The following is a 20,875-nucleotide window of genomic DNA, read 5'->3' as shown; positions in this document are numbered from 1 at the left end:
CGATTATTATCGGTGACCTAAAACCGAAAGTAAACGCCTTAAGATATTTTCTCGAGAACACCTTGTAAATCCGCCGGGAGTTCGGAGCTGAATTCGATATATTTTTCGGTTGAGGGAAGATAGAAACCAATCCGATGGGCATGCAGAAATTGGCGGGCAATAAAGGGAGATTTTATCCCGTATGTTTCGTCACCGACAATCGGAAAGCCGATTGCCGCCAAATGCACTCTTATCTGATGTGTGCGGCCGGTTTCAAGTGTTATTTCAAGCAGCGAATAACCCTCGGGGTAATATTTTATAACGCGGTAGCGGGTACGCGCTTCTTTCCCTTCTTCGGTAATGGCCATGCGCTTTCGGTTTCCTTTATCTCTGCCGAGGTTGGCTTCAATAAGACCGTTTTCCGGTTTTAAGTGCCCTTTAACAAGCGTTAAGTAGATTTTAGTTACCGAGCGTGATTTAAATTGCTCGGAAAGGTTTGCCAGAGCCGCCCTGTTTTTAGCAACCAACACCAGCCCGGAGGTGTCTTTATCTAATCTATGTACAATACCCGGGCGCAGGCGTTCTCCGCCGCTTTCTGTTAATTCCGGAAAATGCGCTAAAACAGCGTTAACCAGCGTATGTTCGGGGTGTCCCGGAGCCGGATGTACGGTCAGCCCGGCCGGTTTATCGATTACCAAGAGATCGTTATCTTCGTAGAGGATATTAAGCGGAATTGCCTCCGGCTTGAGGGTAGTGGTTTCCGCTTGGGGAACATTAATAATAATTTTATCGCCGACGGTAAGCTTAAAACCGGCTTTTTCAACTTGCCCGTTAACTGTAACTTTACCGTCGGTGATTAATTTTTGGATAAAACTGCGCGAAATATCAGCAAGTTCCGAGGCGATATATTTATCCAGCCGCTCGCCGTCTTCGTTTGCAGATAGCTCATAAATTTGTTCTTCCATAAAAATCCGTCAGTTCTCGGCCGAGCGAATATAGAAAAAGGCCAAAAGCAGTACACCGACTGTAATTGCGGAATCGGCTACATTAAAGGTCGCAAAAAAATCGAAATCGATAAAATCAATTACATAACCGTAGCTTAACCTATCGATAAGATTACCAACGGTGCCGCCCATAATCAATCCAAGCGAAAACTTAGCCGGTGTCGTCTTTAAAAAATCAATACGGTCCGCTAAATAAAATACGATAAAGAGCAGTAAGACGACACCTATTATCGAAAATATTGATAACAAAAAGGTGTGCTCCCGCAATATACTAAAAGCGGCGCCTGTATTTTGAACATAGGTGAAATGAAAGAACCCGCTCTCCGGTATGGATTGTCCAAGCGCCATATTCGTTTTAACAATATATTTTGTGAGCTGGTCAGCCGCCACTATCGATAGCGCCAGGCACAAAAAGAGCGAACCCTTACGATGAAACCCCTTGGCAAAACTTCTTAATTTAGATATTTCTTGCTTTTCTGACATTACACTCCATACAATACAACGCCTGCGGTAAAGCCTCTAATCTTTCCGGTTTGATCGGCTTACCGCAATCTTCACAAATCCCGTAAGTTCCCTTGGCAAATTTTTCCAATGCCCTTTCCGTTTCAGCCAGCTGTTGGGCAGTTCTGTGTTCAAGAGCCATGCGAGTTTCCAAATCGGCAGCCTCGGTGGCTTCTTCTTCCCGTTTACCAAAGGGACTGCCCTCGCGCCTGTTTTCGGTGGGACGGCTCGCTTTCAATTGCTCAAGCTGATCCTCCAACCGCTGACGAGATTCCTCTAAACGAAGCCTCATTGGTTCATAATCCGCAATATTCACTTGTCTGCCCCTCCGTAAGATAATCACTCTAAGGCTGCTTAATATATCCAAGACCAATAATATAAATATGCCCGTATATTCGGTATGTTATAAATGGGGGTATTACAAAAAGCGGTAGAGCTATCCGGATAACAGTTTAGACCGACATAAAGCCAAACAGACTACAAGCAATTTGGCAACCTGCCGATTTTGTTGCATAGCCTCTCTTACAACCTAAGTTTAACTTATTTACACCCCTTAATCAATACTTATCGTATCTTTCTTGGTTTTTCGGCTAAAACTATTGACAGACCGTAAAAGCTTCTGTTAACATTGTAATTGAAAAGGTTTTCAGTTAGTTAGGGGCTAATTAAAGGTTCGGTTGCGATATGCAGTTTAGCAGTGAGAAAATTAAAGCGGTTTTACGACAAAACGGATATAAAGCCACCCCGCAAAGGCTGGCTGTTATCAAAGAGTTTGCCCAAAACAACGAATTTTTAACCCCTGCCGAACTTTACGAAAAAATCAGAAAAAATCATCCCAAAATCGGCATGGTTACCGTCTATCGCGTGTTGGATATTTTGGACGAGTTAGGATTTACTTGTAAAGTGCATGCCGGCGGCGATTGCAACAAATATAAAATAAATACCGAAGACCACCATCATCATCTCTTATGTTCAAATTGCGGTGTGGTTGTCAACTACAACTGCGATGAGGCTTATTTTGAAAATTTAAAAACGGTAATAACCGCGGAAACCGGCTTTAAGGTTAAAGAGCACTTCCTTGAATTTACCGGTTTATGCCCGGATTGCAATGTTAAAACACCCCCCAAAAGTAATTCGATTACCGATAAGGTGCTGCTTAATGATTAAAAATAAAACACTCAAACGCCTCCCGGTGGCAATATTGGCGCTGTTATCGGTATTTATTATCGGCGGATGCAGCCCGGTCAAACCCGCAAACGGCGATACTTTAAAAATAATCGCCTCAATTACACCGGTTGCCGATTTTATAAAACAGGTTGGCGGCGATAAGGTGGAAGTAACGATAATGGTTCCTGCCGGGGCCAGCCCGCATAGCTATGAACCGAGCACCGGGCAAATGGTTGCGGTTAGCGAGGCGAATATCTTTGTTAAAGTCGGCTCGGGGGTTGATTACGAAGTGGCCTGGATGGATAAGATTATCGGCATGAATAAAGAAATGCTTATTGTCGACTGTTCAAAAGGAATTGAAATCGTAAACGGCGATCCGCATATCTGGACCTCTCCGTTAAATGCCAAACAAATGGTACAAAACATCTATAACGGGTTAATCAGTGAAGACCCGGCAAATAAGGACTACTATAAAGCCAATTACGAAAACTATATTGCGGAACTTAACGATTTGCATGATTACATAGGCAAGATTTTTGAGGGCTACCAAAACCGCAGCTATCTGATTTATCACCCCTCTTTTGGCTATTTTTCATCGCTTTACGGTTTGAACCAGATTCCCATTGAACAGGAAGGCAAAGAACCGACCCCCAAGATTATGCAACATAGTATTGACCAAGCAACCGAGTATAACTTAAATTACGTTTACGCCGACCCCCAATCCGCAACATCATACGCGGAAGCGATTGCAAAAGGGATATCGGGGAGCGTATTATACATTGACCCGTTACCGTCATCTTACATATCAAGTATGAGGGACACGGCAAACTCTCTGGCGCTGGAGTTTGAATAGTTATGACAGAAATCAAAGAAAAAGAAATCGTTAATTTTAAAAATGTTTGGGCGTATTACAACCATCACCCGGCATTGCAAGATGTTAATCTTTCAATTTATGAGAAAGACTTTCTGGGAATTATCGGGCCGAACGGCGGCGGTAAAACAACCCTGCTAAAAACAATGCTGGGGCTTCTAAAACCGCAGCGCGGAAAAGTTACCGTACTTGGCAAAACCCCTTCCGAAAGCCGCTCAGAAATCGGATATGTACCGCAGAAATCGTCTTTCGATAAAAATTTTCCGATTAGCGTTTGGCAAGTAGCGCTGATGGGTCTTTACGGAGAAACGGGGCTTTTCCGCCACTATTCCCCTGCCGCCAAAAAGAAAGCGGAAGAAGCCCTTGAAAAAGTAAGTATGCTTGAACACCGCAACCGCCAAATCGGCGAGCTGTCCGGCGGGCAGCAAAAAAGGGTCTTTATCGCTCGCGCTCTGGCATCTACCCCTAAGTTAATGCTTTTGGATGAACCGATGGAGAGCGTGGACCCCAAAGTTCAAGGAGAACTCTATGAACTCCTTAAAGATTTACAACAGGAAATGGCAATTGTTCTTGTGTCTCATGATATTTCCGCTATCTCGGTTTATGTCGATAAAATCGCCTGTTTAAACCAAACTTTGGTTTATCACGGGGGTAAAGAGATATCCCACGAAGTGCTGGAAGGCACTTATCATTGTCCGATTCATTTAATCGCTCACGGCACCGTGCCGCACCGTGTTCTAAAGGAGCATCCGTAATGTTTGATATTTTCGGATACCATTTTATGCAAAACGCACTGCTGGCGGGGCTGTTGGCATCAATCGCTTGCGGGATTATCGGCACCTACGTCGTATCCAAAAAAATAGTTTTTATTAGCGGCGGAATCGCACATGCCTCTTTCGGCGGTATCGGTTTGGGATACTTCCTCGGTATCAGCCCGGTTTTGGGCGCTACCGGGTTCGGGTTGATTTCCGCAATTGCAATGGGGCTGACCACCCGCAAAACCAAACTCCCCGAAGATACCGTTATCGGTATCTTATGGGCGACCGGTATGGCTTTGGGGGCCATCTTTATCGGGCTTACCCCGGGATATACCACCGATCTTTTCAGTTACCTCTTCGGAAATATCTTAACCGTACCCGATTCTGAACTTTTGTTAATTTTGGCGCTCGATGTTGTTATTATCGGCGTTGTTGTCCTTCTTTTTAAGGAATTTCTGGCGGTTTCATTCGATGAGGAATACAGCACCGTTATCGGTATGCCAACCGAAAAAACCTATCTCACAATGCTTTGTCTGATTGCGCTGACAATTGTTGTTATGATTCGCGTTGTCGGCATTATTTTGGTAATCGCTCTTCTAACCATTCCCGCTTCACTTGCCCGTCAGTTTACATACGACATGAAAAAGATGATGGCGCTTTCGGTGTTATTTAGTATTATTTTTACGTTTAGCGGTTTAATGATTTCTTATTGGCTGGATTTAGCATCCGGGGCAACCATAATTATTACCGGCGTTATTGTATTTGCACTGGTAGTCTCCGTCCGCAAATTGTTGTCGCTTAAAAGGTTGCCATCTCAAAAAATGTAGCTTATAATCAGTTAAAAACAAGCGAGGGTGTATTTTGAACCTTTCAGTACAGCTTGCCCCCCAAAACAAACGCGGGCTTCTTCTTGCCAACCCGGTTATAACCGCCTCCGGCACGTTCGGTTACGGCGATGAATACGATGGTTTAATCGATATTCAAAGGCTGGGGGCGATTATCTGTAAAGGGACAACACTTGAACCGAGGGAAGGTAACTTACAGCCCCGTATTTGTGAAACCGCCGGCGGGATGTTAAACGCAATCGGCTTACAAAATATCGGCGCCGATGCCCTAATAGCGGAAAAAGCGCCTCAATGGGCAAAATGGCAGGTGCCGGTAATTGTTAATATTGCCGGCAGAACCGTTAGCGACTATGCAAATCTGGCAGCACTGCTGGATAACGTAGAGGGGATTAGCGGTTTGGAAGTTAATATCAGCTGCCCCAATGTCAAAGCGGGCGGCGTTGAATTTGGCACAAACCCCGATTCCGCCGCCGAAGTAACATCTGCCGTGCGCAAAGCCACAACCTTACCGGTGATTGTTAAATTAACCCCCAATGTAGGCGATATTAAAAGGATTGCCCTTGCCGCTCAAAATGCCGGTGCGGATGCCGTTTCTTTAATTAACACTTTAAGAGGAATGGCAATTGATATCAATAAAATGAAACCCCTTTTGGCTAACGTAACGGGAGGGCTTTCGGGGCCTGCCGTAAAACCGGTGGCGCTTTCAATGGTCTACGAGGTAGCCGGTGCGGTTAAGATTCCCGTTATCGGGTGCGGGGGGATCTCAACAGCCAATGACGCTATCGAGTTTTTAATGGCCGGGGCAACCGCCGTACAAGTGGGAACAGCTACTTTTGTTAACCCCCAAACTCCTATTGAAATCATAAGCGGAATAGAAAGCTTTATGCTAAAAAAGGGGTTTGAAGACGTGGGTAAACTTGTCGGACTTGCCCGTTAAACTCTAAAATCTAAAACTCGATTGGACATTTCATATGTCATCAAATTATTTAGGCAATCGAACATTTAAAAGGCAGCATAAAAAAATATTCTGCCTGATTGCCGTTGTATGCCTTTTTCTTTTTTTCCTGCCCGGGTGCGCCGGTGCTGCGGAACCGCAAACCAACAAAATGTCTGCCGGATATACGGTTATCGACAAATACATCGGAGGAATTCAAAAAGAGGAAAATATCCCCGGAATCTCAATCGTAGTTGTGCAAAACGATAAAATCCTCTATTGCAAAGCTTACGGAGTCGCCGGTGTCGAAAGCAACGAACCATTAACAACCGCTACCCTTTTTGACTTGGCATCGCTAACAAAATCGTTTACTGCCCTTGCTGTGCTCCTTTTAGAAGACCAGGGGCTGATTGATATCGACCAACCGTTACAGAAATACCTGCCTGATTTTCAAATTGCCGATCCTCGGGGGGCGGATATTACCGTCCGCCAGCTTCTTAATCAAACCGGTGGAATCCCGGGAATACTTACCGAAATTCTAATCTTCAACGACAGCTACGAAGACTTGCTGGCTTCATTGAATAACTTGCGATTAAATAATGAACCGGGCAGTGTTTTTGAGTACGCTGATTTAAATTACTGCCTGTTGGGGGCGTTAATCGAACGCCAATCCGGGATGACCTACGAAAAATTTATGGATGTCAATATATTTAAACCCCTCGGTATGAACCGTACCACGGCCGACCCGAATAAGGCTGAGAAATTAGGCAAAGCCGACGGGCATCAGTCATTGTACGGTAAGACAGTTGTTCGCAATATCCCTTCAATGAAAAGCGCCCGGGCAGCCGGCTGGGTAATGTCATCTGCCCAAGATATGGGGAAATGGCTAATGGTTAATTTAAATAACGGGGTTTTAGATGGTAAACAAATCATACCGGCAGATGCTATCAATGAATTACACAAAACAGCCGTAATCTACGAGGATAATAACGAGAAAATGGCTTACGGAATGGGATGGAGTATCAGTTGCTACACGGATATCCTTTATTATTTCCACTGCGGAGATACCCCCAACTTTACAACGGATATGTTACTGCTTCCCGACTATAATACCGGAATTGTTGTACTGGTTAACGGACAGGTTAGCACCAATAACCATGATATCGCTACCAAAATTGCCAATACATTACTGGGGTTGGATTTGAATTCGATGAATGTACCGTGGTGGGCACACTGGAAAGCACTGGACACGCTGGCAACCGGCATTCTTTTCCCGATTACCGTACTATTTATTGGCATGATAATCTATCTGGTGTGGCTGCTTAAACAACTATGGGCAGGTAAACGCTGTTTCTTTTGGTCACGTATGGCAAGGAATTCATCACCGATATGGCAAATCGTACTTTATCCCCTGCCAATGGCTCTTTTTTTAATAGTCTTTGCCGTCGGAAATATAGTACTTAATGCGCTCTACGGCTATAATATCTTTGTTGCTTTGGGTCTTTTTAGAATGGGAGCGCCGCCCGGGCTCTACCTTTCGGGGATACTGTCGATTGCCATCTTAATATCGTGGGCTTTATTATTGGTTTTGGTAGTTTCTTTTACCAGGCAAGCAAAACAAACTTGCTAACTCTCCGCCAATTTTTGCCCGGCAAGGTAAGCCTTGCTTAAAGCCCCGGGTTCCAAGCTGATATTTCCGGCTTTATCAATACCGGCAAAAACCAACTCACCTGTGTATTCAACATCCAAACTAACAAAAAGCGATTTAACCGTTGCGATTGCCGGATGGAAAAGATTCGGTAATCTCTGCCCGCCCACCGAAACAAAAAAGCCTTTTCTTATTCTGTCATCACCCAGCGGGGGGATTCGTAATTTATATTTTTTAGCCCACAACGATTGGCAGCGGTCAACCATAACCTTGGTTTGAGAGGTTAGCCCCATAAAATGCAGCGGCGAAGCCAAAACGATTCTATCCGCTAACATTAATTCTTTATAGATATCTTGCATATCATCGTTGATTTTACAAACCCCGGCCGCAAAACAAAAATCACAGCTTTCACAAGGGGCAATATTAAGCTCGCTAAGAACAACGGTTTTTGTTTCGGCGCCGCTGTTGGAAGCACCGCGTAAAATCTCCGATAATAATTTATCGGTATTACCGTCACGGCGCGGACTGCCGGCTAAACCCAAAACCCTCATTCCAAATCCTCCGCGATTGATGAGATAATTATTTTTTCACGCGCTTCCATTGTTTCGGCTTCATCGTCTTCTATATGATCGTACCTCAAAAGATGCAAAACACCATGAACAAGAAGCACAATTACTTCCTTTTTTACGGAATGCCCGTGTTCTTCCGCTTGAATAAAAGCCTGCGGATAGCTGATAATCACTTCTCCGAGGTGCTTAACCCCATCCGAGGGGGTAACAAAAACAAAATCGTCATCTTCTTCGGAGGGGAGTTCATCTTCCATCGCAAAAGAGAGAACATCGGTCGGTTTATCTATTTGACGGTATTCTTTGTTGAGTTGTTGGATTTGTTCCTGCCCGGTAATCAGTAAGCCCATTTCAATATTATCACCGGCATTTTCGGCCTTAAGAGTGGCTTCAATTATTTTACGCAGCCAATCTTCGCTAAGAAAACCCTCAAAACCTTCATCAATCAGAATATTTATTTCCATCGTGCTCATAATAGCATAGGATTAGCATATCGACAATTTTTGATACTGGATAGCGCTGTTTTAAGATAAAATTATCATAATTTTTAGCGGTTTTAAAAAATATTTACTTCCAATAGCTAACCCTCAATAGGTTTCTGCGTTATAATTATTGGGAAAGCTAAATTAAGAGAGGCTGTTATGAAAAGGTTTATTTTTTTACTGCTGAGTATAGTATTGATTTTAAGTAATATTTCATGTGCCCCGGTAACGGTTTACGGTGCCGAAGCAAAATCAGACAAAGCTTATAATAATTCGCCGCAGATAAGCGATTCGGTGCTCGAAGCGCTTGTAGACGGCAATAATAGGTTTGCTTTTGACCTCTATAAAGAACTTAACAGCCAAAAAGAAGGTAACTTCTTTTATTCACCCTTTAGTATTTCACTGGCCTTGGCAATGACTTATGCCGGTGCTAACGGACAAACCAAGGATGAGATGTCCGCCACTTTAAACTTCTTATTGGCAGATAAAGACCTGCATAACGCTTTCAACAAACTCTCGGTTGAACTCAACAACCGCGGTAAAGTTCCAACAGGCAGCCTGTCGCAAGGTTTTGAACTTAATATCGTGAATGCCACATGGGGGCAGCTCGGTTTTGAATTTTTAGAAACCTTTTTGGATATACTGGCCGAAAATTACGATGCCGGAATCAGGCTCTTGGATTACGAAAACGACCCCGAAGCCTGCCGGCAAATCATTAACAAGTGGGTGAGCGAAAAAACGAAAGGCAAAATTGAGGATTTAATCCCTGAGGGGACAATTAACGAACTAACGCGCCTGGTAATTACCAATGCAATCTATTTTAAAGCCGCTTGGCTGCACCAATTTGATAAGGAATCAACTTACGACGGTGTTTTCCATTTACCAGACGGCACTGTTATTACGGTCCCGATGATGCACCAACACAATACATTCGATTGTACCGTTCAAAATAACTACACGGCAATCGAAATGCTTTACGATACCTATAATATGTCGATGGTTATAATAATGCCGAAGGAGGGTAAATTCGGTGAAATTGAAAATTCCCTCTCGCCGGAACTCTTAGATGAGATTCTCGGGAACCTGATGCGGTCACAAGTTAACCTCACAATGCCTAAATTCGAATTTGAATCCGATTTCGGCTTAAAGAAGTCTTTAATCTCAATGGGAATGCCGGAGGCCTTCTCCGATAACGCCGATTTTTCGGGGATTACCGATAAAATCAGTCTTGCCATCGGCGATGTTGTCCATAAAGCGTTTGTTTCCGTTGATGAAGAAGGCACCGAAGCGGCAGCTGCCACAGCGGTAATTATCGGGGTAACTTCCATGCCGCTTGAAACAACCGAAATCAATATTGACCACTCGTTTATTTTCCTTATTCGCGATATTGATACCGGTTCCGTACTGTTTATCGGGCGTGTGTTAAATCCGTTGCAATAAAAACGGTCAACCCTCCGTTATTTTGAGCAATCATTCCGATTATGCTATATTATCTATATTAAAAATATGCTGCTTCTACGGAGGGGTCGCATAGTGGTCGAGTGCGGGCGCCTGCTAAGCGCTTACCCTGGGAAACCGGGGTCGAGGGTTCGAATCCCTCCCCCTCCGCCAGCCTGCTTTAGGGAATGTTTATAAAATAAAACTCCCTTGCTGTAAATCCGGTATTTAATACGGATTTGGGCAATAATTATCCAAGCTCTTCTCAAACAGCCGGGGGTTTATCAATAAATTGCGTGTGCAGAAAGATACATTGCCCGCCTCGGATTTTATCTGCCTTGGTTGCGAAGGGAATTTGGAATTAAAAAGTAAAAACCGCTGTCTCGGAAAGAAAACAATAACCGAAAGGCTTTCGGATAATAATACCTCCAATCTCTTTCTATTAAAGTATCCTTTAAAAAAGTTGCAAACCCCCCTACCGATTACCCGGTATGTATGCACCAACTGGGCAAATTGCCGGTTTTAAGAAATAAATAGTGTTTGGGATTTATCGGTAAAGGCTATCCGATTACAGATAAGACGATAGAATCCTTTCCCGCTAAAAATTATATTAAGAGTTAAATAACAATTATGCCTCTATATCATATTTGGACAATAGGTTGCCAAATGAACAAGGCCGAATCCGAAAGGCTGGCCAGTCTGTTTGAACAGTCCGGCTACTGTCCGACTGCGTCCGCAAAAGAAGCAGATTTAATCATTTTAAACAGCTGCGTTATCCGCCAGAGTGCCGAAAATAAAGTTGTCAGTAAAATAGGCACCTTAAAATCGTTAAAGAAAAATAACCCGAATTTGAAAATTGCTTTAACGGGGTGTCTCGTGGATTCCGACATCTCCAAACTGCAAAAAAGATTTCCGCTTATTGATTATTTCTTTAAAGCCGGGGGAATGCCCCCTTGGAAAGATGAAGCCGATATAACGGATATTACCCCTCTAAAACCGGACGTTAGCACTTTTATTAATATCATCCAGGGGTGCGATAACTTTTGTTCTTACTGTATCGTCCCCTACCGCAGAGGCAGGGAAAAAAGCCGTCCGGTAGATGAAATAGTTAACGAGGCTAAAACGCTGGTTGCCAGAGGCGCCAAAGAAATTGTACTTGTCGGACAAAACGTGGATTCATACGGACACGACCTGCCCGATAAACCCGACCTTGCTTATCTTTTAGCCCAAATAAACCAAATAGAAGGATTGGCAAGGCTGCGCTTTTTAACCAATCACCCCAAAGATATGAGCGAGCGGCTGATTGATGCTATTGCCGGGCTTGATAAGGTTTGCGAAGAGATTAACTTACCGGTGCAAGCCGGAGACGACGCAATTTTAAAGGCTATGCGCCGCGGATACACCTCCGCCCAATATCGGGATTTAGTGCAGCGTATTCGTGCTAAAGCCCCCAATATTGCAATCAGTACCGATCTGATTGTTGGGTTCCCGGGGGAAACCGAAGAGCAATTTAACGCATCGGTTCGTTTATTAAAAGAATTAAGGTTCGATAATACTCATATTGCCGCTTACTCGGCCAGAACGGGAACAATCGCCTCACGCGAATACGAGGATGACATACCGCCGGAAACCAAAAAAGAGCGTGTCGCCATCATTGAGGAGCTGCAGGGGCAAATTGCAGCGGAAATAAACGCCGAACTTGAAGGCAGTGTTATCGAGGTTTTAGTCGAGGGCCGCAAGAAGGGAAAGTGGCACGGAAGAAGCCGAAGTGGTAAACTAATATTCTTCAACCACAACAATAACCTGCTTGGACAATTGGTTAATATTAAAATTGAAAAAACGAGCCCTTGGTCGTTACAAGGGATTTTAGTAACATAAAACATCTTAAATTTAAGGAGTTAAAAATGACAAAGAAAATTGTTGCTTCGTTATTGGGGCTATCCGCTATTTTCGGTGTAGGGCTGCTTTCAAGCTGTGTTCCGGCATCCGGCGAGGGAAGCGGCAGTTCGCTCTACATGATTCTTATTATGGTGGGGCTATTTGCTCTTTTCTATTTTTTGATTATCAGACCCCAAACCAAAAGACAAAAAGAGCATCAGAATCTGCTTAGCAGCCTGCAAGTCGGTGACAGAATTATTACAATCGGCGGTATTTACGGCAGGATTGACAGCATCCGGGAGGATAGCTATGTAATTAAAGTTGAATCCGGTGAACTTCTGAGAATGGCCAAAAGCGCCATTTCCGGTAAGCAGCCTGATGAGGCAAAATAATTTCCTTTGCCATACTCCATTCCACAGCTTTAATGATTTGATTTGGGGGTGGCACCATAAAAACGTATGACTATGTTATAATCGGCAGCGGTATTGCAGGTTTGTATTGTGCCTTACTCGCACGCAAGTACGGCAGTGTTCTAATAGTAACCAAAGGCAGTATCGAGGACTGCAATACCCGCCATGCCCAGGGCGGAATTGCCGCTGCCATCGGCGTTGATGATTCCCCCGAATTACACTACAAAGACACACTGATTGCCGGAGACGGCCTGTGTGACGAAGAAGTGGTGCGTATCCTCTCCGAGGAAGGCCCCGACCGAATTGCCGACTTGGTTAACTTCGGGGTGCCGTTTGATACCATAGACGGTGAAATCTCGCTGACATTGGAAGCGGCTCACAGTATCCCGCGCATCTTGCATGCCGGTGGCGATGCTACCGGTAAGCATATCGAAATCACCCTTTCCAAAGTGGTGCGGACACTTAATTTACCGGTACTCGAACACCATATGGCAACCGAGATTATTACCGAACAAAACTGTGTTAAGGGCATTAAAGTTTTTGATTGCGAAAAGGGGTGCTACGAAGAATTCGGATGCCGCTATTTGATACTGGCATCCGGTGGCGCAGGGCAGCTCTTTAAATATACCACCAACCCCAAAGTTGCAACCGGAGACGGAATTGCGCTTGCCCTAAAAGCCGGTGCCGAGCTTACCGATATGGAATTTTTTCAGTTCCACCCCACCGCCCTGCGTATTCCCGGCATCGCTCCCTTTTTGATTTCCGAAGCGGTACGCGGCGAGGGGGGAATACTGCGCAATGCAGACGGGAAACGGTTTATGACGGACTATGCCCCTCTGGCCGAACTGGCCCCCAGGGATGTGGTTGCGCGCAGTATCCTTAGTGAAATGCAAAAAACAAAACAGGATAATGTTTTCCTGGATGTTACCCACTTACCGCCACAGCGCGTCAAAACGCGTTTCCCGCATATCTACCAATTCTGTTTAGACCAAGGGCTGGATATCACCGTAAGCCCAATACCGGTAGCACCGGCCGCCCATTATATGATCGGCGGGGTAAGGACAAACAGCTGGGGTGAAACTTCCGTGTGCGGCCTGTTTGCCGCCGGTGAGTGTGCCGGAACAGGGGCGCACGGAGCCAACAGATTAGCGTCAAACTCAATGCTCGAAGTTATGATTATCGGAAAGCGTATTTTTAGACGAATCGAAGAAGGAGCCGGCTCAGAGATTAAAACCCAATTCGCTTCCAATCTGCCCAGCGAGGATATCCGGTATAAACTTAGACGCGGAAAACCGGCAGACGATACCCCTCAGCTAACTCTTGAAGCGCTTCAAAACCTGCTTTGGAATAATGTCGGTATTGTAAGAGACGGAGAAGGGTTAAAAGAAGCAATAAATATTTTAGGTTCCTGGGAGCAATCACTGCCGCAACCGACAACCCGTCAATCTTTTGAACTGGCAAATTTAATTACAACCGGCAGATTAATGGCTGAGGCCGCTTTATTAAGAGAAGAAAGCCGCGGTGCCCATTACCGCACCGATTTTCCCAAGCACTCGGAGGAGTGGCTAAGGCATATAATTATAACTATAGATGCACAGGAGCAGTGTAATGAATAAACTGCCGCAAGAACAAATTGAAAGCATTATCAGACTGGCTTTAGAAGAAGACGATTACGAGAACGATATTACCAGTAATGCCATTATTCCCGAAAACCAAACCGGCACCGCTTTTATTATTGCCAAAGAAGAAGGGGTTTTGGCATGCGTGAATATTATACTGCCAATCCTGCACACCGTTGACCCGACAATCAGGGTCAACTTACTGCAAAATGAAGGCGGACACATTAAAAAAGACGACATTATAGCGGAGATTGAAGGAAATTTAAGGAAAATCCTTGTTGCTGAAAGAACCGTTTTAAACTTTTTGAGCCATTTAAGCGGAATTGCGACAATAACGGCAAGTTATGTTGAAAAGGTTAAAGGAACCAAAGCGATTATTCGAGATACCCGTAAAACTCTGCCTGGCATGCGCTTACTCGAAAAGTATGCCGTAACCGTTGGCGGCGGCGAGAACCACCGCCTCAATATGGCAGACGGGATTTTAATTAAGGATAATCACCTCGCTTTTTTAAGAAAAAACGGGACAACATTAACCGATATTATCAGAAAAGCCCGTAAAAACAGCGACAGCAACACCGTAATCGAAGTTGAGGTTGATAACGTAGACGATGCAATGGAAGTGCTACAAACGGATGTTGATATAATCCTGCTTGATAATATGAATGCGGAAGATATGAAAAAGGTAGTGGCAGCCTCCGGCGGAAAGGTTAAACTGGAAGCCTCCGGCGGCATAAATTTGGATAATATCAGAGAAGCGGCGCTTGCCGGTGTAGATTATATTTCGATAGGAGCATTAACTCATTCGGCCAAATCACTTGATTTTAGCCTTGAAGTTGAATCTTAAAAAAAGATAAAAATGGAACAGAATTCGGAAAAGCCTAACGTTAAGGAATGCCGAGAAACGAAGGGCTGGTTAAAATATTTATTGATTGCAGTCGGCACCTTGTCTGTTGCGCTCGGTTTTTTAGGTATCTTCCTCCCCCTCCTCCCGACCACCCCCTTCTTACTTTTGGCAGCCGCTTGCTACATACGCAGCTCGCAGCGTTTTTATTGCTGGCTTATTAATAACCGCTACTTCGGCAAGTACATCAGGGATTACCGCGAAAAAGGGGGCATCCCTCTCAAACTAAAGGTTTACGTTATCAGTTTAATGTGGGTAGTCATGGCGGCAACGGCAATTTTTGTTATTGAATTGCTTGCAGTTAGAATTCTGTTGGTTGTAATTGCCGGCGGGGTAACAATCCATTTGCTGTCTCTAAAAACGATAAGGGAATAGCAAAGCGCCCCGAATCAAGAGGCGCTTACTAAAATGAAACCCGTTAAATTTAAGTTATCTGATTACAAAGGGAATAAAGATTGCTATTAAACCGGTAACCAATACCGTTAGCATAAAAAGGTTATATCTGGTTTTGTAATCACCGAGCATTGAGGGATCGTAGTATCCGTCAACACCTTGATCTTTATACATTTTCATCAGCCCGTCCAGTAGCTTCTTCCGCATTTGCCTGCCCCTGATTAGACCCACTTCAACAACAAAATTAACCACAAGGATTAAGAAGACAAAGGTAAACATCACAATTGTATTTGTAACGTCACCGCTCCCCGAAGCCAACCCGGAATTTATGCCAAGCGTTATCAAATTTAAAAGGATGGCAGTAAGTACAAAAATGGTATCGGTACGTGTATTGGCGTTTAATTCGCCCAAAATATGCTCGTGAACTTTTTCAATCATCATAGTCTGTTCTCCTTTTTGGTAATGTTAATCCCTGCCGAAAACCCTGTAAACGACAATAAACGCAATTAAGGTAATAAGCCCCGCGACTGCGCCAATCCAAACCCATGTCACGTTACCTTCTTTAGTAAATAAATAGACGCTCATTACTTTGCGGCCGATATCCGAATCGGCGACAACCGTAATAAAATGATCCCCCGTTTTTAATTGACGCGGCGCCGTTACTTTCATTTCAATAACCTGAGAGGTATTAGCGCTTAAAGCAGCAATATTTGACGGGCTAAATTCAATCTCCCAATCTTCCGATGCGGTAAAAGAAAAGCGGATATTGGAGGTATTTGCGTCGCTGTAGTTAGCAGCCTCGACATATATCAAAATCGTTTCACCGGGGGTTATTTCGTTGTAATAACCTCCTCCCGCATAACTGATAACCAGCCCCTCCTTTCCTTGTGCAAAAACAGCATAAGAAGGCATGAGCAGAAAAGCCATAACAACAAGAATACCAACAGCTTTAATTAATCTTAATGTTTTCATATCGGCCACTTCCAATAATTTCCTTCCGGTTTCAGAATAGCACTTTTATTTAACGGATACAACCTATATTAAGATAAGTAATGAAAAAAATTGTCTTATCTTGGGCTTGACGCTATAATCAGAAATAACAAGATATAAGGGGACAGAAGTTGCAGATTAAACGTGCCGAAGGAATCGGGTTTTGTCTTGGTGTCCGACGCGCCATAGATATTGTCGAACGTGTCGCCGCAGAACGCGGAAACGTGGAAACTTTGGGGGCGATTGTCCATAATCAGCCGGTACTGCGCAAACTGGCCCAAAAAGGCGTTTCCGTTGTAAAAGATATTACCGATGTTAAGGGGGATGTCGTAATTACCAGTTCCCACGGCATCAGCCCCGAGGTAGCCGAAGATATCAAAATGCGGCAAATTGACCCCATCGATACCACTTGCCCCTTTGTTAAACGCGCGCAAATTACCGCTGAGCGATTTGCTAAGGACGGCTTTTTTACAATTGTTTTCGGGGATGCCGAACACCCCGAAGTAAAAGGGATTTTGGGAAGAACCGGCGGACGCGGCATCGCTACCATGAACGTTGACTTGCTTATCGCAAACGGTACCCTGCCGCGCAGGTTGGGAGTGCTTGCCCAGACAACTCAAATTTTGGACAGTTTTGCCGATTTTATTAAGAATCTCTTGGTTTCACCGGCTTTTAAAGATGCCGAATTACGGGTGGTTGATACTATCTGTCACGATATCCGCCAAAGGCAAATCAATTCGCTGGAACTGGCCAAAGAATGCGACCTTGTTTTGGTGGTCGGCGGGCACACCAGCGCCAACAGCCGCCATTTGGTTGAGCTTTGTTCAACCGTAACCCCGACTTACCTCGTGGAAACAGCCGACGAAATTAACCCCGCTTGGCTCAAAGGAAAAGAGACCGTCGGAGTCACGTCCGGCGCCTCAACCGACCAATCCACCATTGATGAAGTGGTTGACAGATTGGAAGGTTTGGCTTAACTTACTCGTAACGTAAAGCATCAACCGCATTTAGTTTAGCGGCACGGTTTGCCGGATACAGCCCCGCTATCAAACTGATCGCTGTAGTTATCGCAACCACCGTTAACACCAGCTGAACGGAAAATACCGACATCTCAAATGTGGGGTAATCGCTAAGGAATGTATAACTGCCAACGACATTTAATATTTTACCGGCAGCAAAACCGATGGCAACGCCCACTACACCGCCGATAAGCCCAAGCGCAGCCCCTTCCATCGTAAACAGCAAGCGAATAACACCCCTAGTGGCACCAACCGCTTTCATAACCCCAATTTCTCGCGTACGCTCGTAAATAGACATCATGAGGGTATTAATAATCCCGATACTGGCAACAATTAAGGCAATCACGCCAAAGGCGCTTAGACCAATTTGGATAATTGAAAAGATATTGTTAATTTCTTTAAGCAGTTCGTCCGGGGTAATGGTGCTAAACCCGGCCGCCCGAATCTCTTCGGCCACTTTTTCTATATCGGCGGTATCACTCACCTTTACAAGTAAGGTCGTCCCCGGCTGTTCAAGCGTGTATTGAATCGGGTTATCGCGGTAATAGCGTGCCATTTCGGTTGCATCGCCTAAAGGCAAAACTACTTGCGTGGCATTAATTGTTTTTTGAACCACACCCGAAACAATGAAATTATAATCGGCAGTCTCGATTTTATAGGCATTTGATTTACCGATTGTAATCGTTACTTCCTTTCCAATCGCATCTTCCGCCTTATCCCAGCCAAAAGCTGCCAAATAATCGTAGCTAATCAAACATTTGCCGCTGTCTTCTTCAGCAAAAAAGTCACAGGCCACCAGTGTTAACATCCTTGCCTTATAGTCTGGGCCGGTATTAATTGAAACGGAAAACCTTTTATCACCGTCCTCCGCCTTAATATACAACCCTGATACGCTGACGTTATAGTCAACCTTTTCTACGCCGTCAATCGCATAAAGATTATCGATATCCTCGGCATTAAAGGAGCGAATAACAATACTTTCGAGGTCGACAATTTCATGCGGCCCTTCGGTGTGCACCGGGCTTCCGCTGCTTGCGGATACCGTCAAAGCATTTTGAGGCACCATTAGGCCAAACTGATCAACAATAAACCTTTGCAAGCCTGTGCCGATAGATGTCATTAGGGCAATTAAAACAGCGCCGATAACAATCGCCAGCACCGTCAGAAAGGTGCGGAATTTCTTGCGCCACAAATTATAAAAAGCGGTTTGAATTACATCAATAAATCTCATCTCTCATCCTCAACAATCTTTCCGTCTCTCATCCTAATGATTCGTTCGGCCACCGCGGCAATTTCCATATCATGGGTAACGATTATCAGCGTAATCCCCTTTTCTTTGTTTAACTGCGATAATAATTCCATAATATTTTTGCCGTTTTTGGTATCAAGATTGCCGGTCGGCTCGTCTGCCAAAAGTATTTTAGGCTGAGTTACAAGTGCACGCGCAATACTGACACGTTGTCTTTCGCCGCCGGAAAGTTGATTGGGGCGATGCGAAGCCCTTTCGGCAAGCCCAACAACCCTGAGCGCCTCGTTGGCTAACTCAATGCGTTTGCTTTTCCCGATACGCGAAAAAATAAGCGGCAAAGCCACGTTTTCCGTTGCGGTATAAGTTGGGTGCAGATTAAAGGCCTGAAAAACAAAGCCGATTTTTTCATTGCGATAGAATGAAAGCTCTTTGTCACTGGCACGGGTTAAATCCTGCTCGTCAACGATGACCTTCCCCGATGTCGGGGTATCCAACCCGCCGATAATATGCATTGTGGTTGATTTACCGGAGCCGGAAGGCCCCACTAAAGCAACAAATTCACCTTCTTTGATATCTAAAGTGACGCCGGAAACCGCACGAACAATTTCCTCGCCCATATGGTATTCTTTGGTAATATTATCCAGCTTTATCATTTGTTCACCGTTATGTCTTATTCAATACATAATACATTATCGCACTATTGCTCTTTAATCACAAATACGATAATCTAATTTGTCGTAAATAATGTATTATGCTAAACTTTTTTTGATCATTCCAAAGGAGAGCTATGAAACATCGTATTTTTTCCGGGGCGCGCCCCACAGGACGTTTGCATATTGGCAATTATCTCGGTGCTTTGCAGAATTGGGTTAAATTGCAGGACGATTACGAGTGCGTGTACTGCATTGTCGATATCCATGCCTTAACTTCAATGGAAGATACCACCAATCTTCAGGCAAATGTACACGAGATGTTATTGGATTGGCTTGCGGTTGGGATTGACCCTCAAAAAAGCATCATGTTCGTGCAATCTCATGTGCCGGAAGTCACGGAGCTCAATACCTTTTTAGGAATGATTACACCTTTAAGCTGGCTCTTAAGGGTCCCCACTTTTAAAGACAAAGTAAGGTTACAAAAAGAAAACGTAAACTACGGCTTGGTAGGCTATCCGGTGCTAATGGCAGCCGATATTGTGTTATACAAAGCGGATACCGTACCAGTCGGCGAAGACCAACTGCCGCACCTTGAACTAACCCGTGAAATAGTCAGGCGCTTTAACACCCTGTTCGGCGAAACACTTATTGAGCCGCAAGCCAAGCTAACCGATTTCCCGAGTGTTGTTGGGTTAGACGGCAAAGGTAAAATGAGTAAGCAAGCCGGAAACCATATTGAAATAGCGATGACCGAAAAGGAAACCGCCGATAAAATAAAAACGGCCTTTACCGACCCTGCCCGCCTGCGCCGCTCCGACCCGGGACACCCCGAGATTTGCAATGTTTATAAACTGCTGGGTGAGTTTGACCCTGAGGGCAGAAAAGGGATTGACGAAAAATGCAGAAACGCCGAAATCGGGTGTGTTGAGTGCAAGAATTTACTAACAACAGCCATCAACAACGCAATGAGACCGATACGCGAACGCCGCAGGGACCTTGAAGCCAACCCAAAAGCCCTGGAGGGGATTCTAACCGAAGGCGCCGAACGTGCGCGAGTGATTGCGCAGGATACAATGAAGTTAGTTCGTAAAAATATGAAGCTGGTCTAAAAAACCGGCTTCTTTTTTATTACCAACTTGACCTTAATGCTTTCATACCGCCAAAGCCGAAAGACTGGCTTTGCGACTTATATGAGATTGCTTCGCTACGCTCGCAAATACAAGATAGAGAGCTCCAGCCGTTCGTGGTGAGCCTGTCGAACCATAACGGCGACCGGACAGTAATCCCTCGTCTTTCTCCTAGTTCGTTAGACCCTTCGACAGGCTCAGGGCGAACGGGGGTTTGTCATCCTGAACAAAGTGAAGGATCTAAGAGGACGGGAAATACAAGCTATTAGGCATCTTCAGCAACAAAAAAGGGACAACTCCCTACCCTAAAACCCGCTACCAAACAGTGCACTATCCGCCAACCCCCAGATTCTTCGCCAAGCTCAGAATGACAAGTTAATAAACGTCTTTGCGAGGAGTGAGCGTTAGCGAGCGACGTGGCAATCTCATTTTGTCATCCTGAAC

Annotated in this window: 23 protein-coding genes and 1 tRNA gene; 15 read left to right on the top strand and 9 right to left on the bottom strand. The window is 44.7% G+C overall.

Annotation, left to right across the window (positions count from 1 at the left end; genetic code table 11):
- Positions 1-38: 38 nt before the first annotated feature.
- From WC958_04645 to WC958_04635, 3 genes are read right to left on the bottom strand one after another with little or no spacing between them, the layout of a single operon-like run.
- Positions 39-944 carry an RluA family pseudouridine synthase gene (locus tag WC958_04645; protein ID MFA5629517.1) on the bottom strand — a complete coding sequence of 302 codons (906 nt, stop codon included), beginning with the start codon at positions 942-944 and terminating at the stop codon, positions 39-41.
- 9 nt (positions 945-953) lie between these two features.
- A complete protein-coding gene (lspA, locus tag WC958_04640) occupies positions 954-1,466 on the bottom strand; it encodes a signal peptidase II (protein MFA5629516.1) in 513 nt (170 codons plus the stop codon).
- Positions 1,441-1,800, bottom strand: coding sequence for a TraR/DksA C4-type zinc finger protein (locus tag WC958_04635; protein ID MFA5629515.1), 360 nt, complete (start codon positions 1,798-1,800; stop codon positions 1,441-1,443). Before WC958_04635 ends, lspA begins: the two co-directional genes overlap by 26 nt.
- A 368-nt stretch (positions 1,801-2,168) precedes the next feature.
- Between WC958_04635 and WC958_04630 the strand changes: the two genes are divergently transcribed.
- Genes WC958_04630 through WC958_04605 form a run of 6 tightly spaced genes read left to right on the top strand, consistent with a single transcriptional unit; the run spans position 2,169 to position 7,689 of the window.
- The gene (locus tag WC958_04630) at positions 2,169-2,651 is read left to right on the top strand and encodes a Fur family transcriptional regulator (protein ID MFA5629514.1); all 483 of its coding nucleotides are present in this window, start codon (positions 2,169-2,171) and stop codon (positions 2,649-2,651) included.
- Positions 2,644-3,504 carry a zinc ABC transporter substrate-binding protein gene (locus WC958_04625; protein ID MFA5629513.1) on the top strand — a complete coding sequence of 287 codons (861 nt, stop codon included), beginning with the start codon at positions 2,644-2,646 and terminating at the stop codon, positions 3,502-3,504. Before WC958_04630 ends, WC958_04625 begins: the two co-directional genes overlap by 8 nt.
- 2 nt (positions 3,505-3,506) lie before the next feature.
- Positions 3,507-4,277, top strand: a complete 771-nt coding sequence (locus WC958_04620) for an ABC transporter ATP-binding protein (protein ID MFA5629512.1) — start codon at positions 3,507-3,509, stop codon at positions 4,275-4,277.
- A complete protein-coding gene (locus WC958_04615; protein ID MFA5629511.1) occupies positions 4,277-5,107 on the top strand; it encodes a metal ABC transporter permease in 831 nt (276 codons plus the stop codon). Before WC958_04620 ends, WC958_04615 begins: the two co-directional genes overlap by 1 nt.
- 34 nt (positions 5,108-5,141) lie before the next feature.
- Complete coding sequence (locus WC958_04610) at positions 5,142-6,062, top strand: dihydroorotate dehydrogenase (GenBank protein ID MFA5629510.1); 921 nt, start codon at positions 5,142-5,144, stop codon at positions 6,060-6,062.
- A 34-nt stretch (positions 6,063-6,096) separates the two neighbouring features.
- Positions 6,097-7,689 (top strand): serine hydrolase domain-containing protein, encoded by a 1,593-nt coding sequence (locus tag WC958_04605; protein ID MFA5629509.1) that lies wholly within the window; start codon positions 6,097-6,099, stop codon positions 7,687-7,689.
- Here the strand turns inward: WC958_04605 and WC958_04600 are convergent.
- Together WC958_04600 and ybeY are read right to left on the bottom strand one after the other, a co-directional pair.
- Positions 7,686-8,258 (bottom strand): flavodoxin family protein, encoded by a 573-nt coding sequence (locus WC958_04600; GenBank protein MFA5629508.1) that lies wholly within the window; start codon positions 8,256-8,258, stop codon positions 7,686-7,688. The genes WC958_04605 and WC958_04600 overlap by 4 nt on opposite strands.
- Positions 8,255-8,737 carry an rRNA maturation RNase YbeY gene (gene ybeY / locus WC958_04595; protein ID MFA5629507.1) on the bottom strand — a complete coding sequence of 161 codons (483 nt, stop codon included), beginning with the start codon at positions 8,735-8,737 and terminating at the stop codon, positions 8,255-8,257. Before ybeY ends, WC958_04600 begins: the two co-directional genes overlap by 4 nt.
- 177 nt (positions 8,738-8,914) lie before the next feature.
- Here ybeY and WC958_04590 point away from each other — a divergent pair, with 177 nt between their 5' ends.
- The 7 genes from WC958_04590 (at position 8,915) to WC958_04560 (ending at position 15,375) form a co-directional block, all read left to right on the top strand.
- Entirely contained in the window at positions 8,915-10,195 is a 1,281-nt protein-coding gene (locus tag WC958_04590; GenBank protein MFA5629506.1) for a serpin family protein, read from the top strand.
- A gap of 79 nt (positions 10,196-10,274) precedes the next feature.
- Positions 10,275-10,366: transfer RNA gene (locus tag WC958_04585), tRNA-Ser, on the top strand.
- A gap of 456 nt (positions 10,367-10,822) precedes the next feature.
- On the top strand, positions 10,823-12,070 hold the full coding sequence (gene miaB / locus WC958_04580; GenBank protein MFA5629505.1) for a tRNA (N6-isopentenyl adenosine(37)-C2)-methylthiotransferase MiaB: 1,248 nt from the start codon (positions 10,823-10,825) through the stop codon (positions 12,068-12,070).
- A gap of 26 nt (positions 12,071-12,096) precedes the next feature.
- On the top strand, positions 12,097-12,462 hold the full coding sequence (gene yajC / locus WC958_04575) for a preprotein translocase subunit YajC (protein MFA5629504.1): 366 nt from the start codon (positions 12,097-12,099) through the stop codon (positions 12,460-12,462).
- 56 nt (positions 12,463-12,518) lie between these two features.
- Positions 12,519-14,096, top strand: coding sequence for an L-aspartate oxidase (gene nadB / locus WC958_04570; GenBank protein ID MFA5629503.1), 1,578 nt, complete (start codon positions 12,519-12,521; stop codon positions 14,094-14,096).
- Positions 14,089-14,943: a carboxylating nicotinate-nucleotide diphosphorylase gene (gene nadC / locus WC958_04565; protein ID MFA5629502.1), complete on the top strand. Its 855-nt coding sequence runs from the start codon at positions 14,089-14,091 to the stop codon at positions 14,941-14,943. The genes nadB and nadC overlap by 8 nt, the downstream gene beginning before the upstream one ends.
- A 12-nt stretch (positions 14,944-14,955) precedes the next feature.
- Positions 14,956-15,375 (top strand): YbaN family protein, encoded by a 420-nt coding sequence (locus WC958_04560; protein MFA5629501.1) that lies wholly within the window; start codon positions 14,956-14,958, stop codon positions 15,373-15,375.
- Positions 15,376-15,429: 54 nt separating this feature from the next.
- Here the strand turns inward: WC958_04560 and WC958_04555 are convergent, their stop codons facing one another.
- Both WC958_04555 and WC958_04550 read right to left on the bottom strand, forming a co-directional pair.
- Positions 15,430-15,834, bottom strand: a complete 405-nt coding sequence (locus tag WC958_04555) for a hypothetical protein (GenBank protein ID MFA5629500.1) — start codon at positions 15,832-15,834, stop codon at positions 15,430-15,432.
- Positions 15,835-15,858: 24 nt separating this feature from the next.
- A complete protein-coding gene (locus tag WC958_04550) occupies positions 15,859-16,365 on the bottom strand; it encodes an NEW3 domain-containing protein (protein ID MFA5629499.1) in 507 nt (168 codons plus the stop codon).
- Between the two features lie 149 nt (positions 16,366-16,514).
- Here WC958_04550 and ispH point away from each other — a divergent pair, with 149 nt between their 5' ends.
- Positions 16,515-17,360, top strand: a complete 846-nt coding sequence (gene ispH, locus WC958_04545) for a 4-hydroxy-3-methylbut-2-enyl diphosphate reductase (GenBank protein ID MFA5629498.1) — start codon at positions 16,515-16,517, stop codon at positions 17,358-17,360.
- Position 17,361: 1 nt separating this feature from the next.
- Here the strand turns inward: ispH and WC958_04540 are convergent, their stop codons facing one another.
- Together WC958_04540 and WC958_04535 are read right to left on the bottom strand one after the other, a co-directional pair.
- Entirely contained in the window at positions 17,362-18,633 is a 1,272-nt protein-coding gene (locus WC958_04540) for an ABC transporter permease (protein ID MFA5629497.1), read from the bottom strand.
- Positions 18,630-19,304, bottom strand: a complete 675-nt coding sequence (locus WC958_04535; GenBank protein ID MFA5629496.1) for an ABC transporter ATP-binding protein — start codon at positions 19,302-19,304, stop codon at positions 18,630-18,632. Before WC958_04535 ends, WC958_04540 begins: the two co-directional genes overlap by 4 nt.
- 134 nt (positions 19,305-19,438) lie before the next feature.
- Between WC958_04535 and trpS the strand changes: the two genes are divergently transcribed.
- Entirely contained in the window at positions 19,439-20,413 is a 975-nt protein-coding gene (trpS, locus tag WC958_04530; GenBank protein ID MFA5629495.1) for a tryptophan--tRNA ligase, read from the top strand.
- Positions 20,414-20,875 lie beyond the last annotated feature (462 nt).

It is taken from the genome of Dehalococcoidales bacterium (assembly GCA_041656115.1).
GTDB lineage: Bacteria > Chloroflexota > Dehalococcoidia > Dehalococcoidales > UBA5627 > UBA5627.
This window is presented reverse-complemented; position numbering and strand designations above follow the sequence as displayed.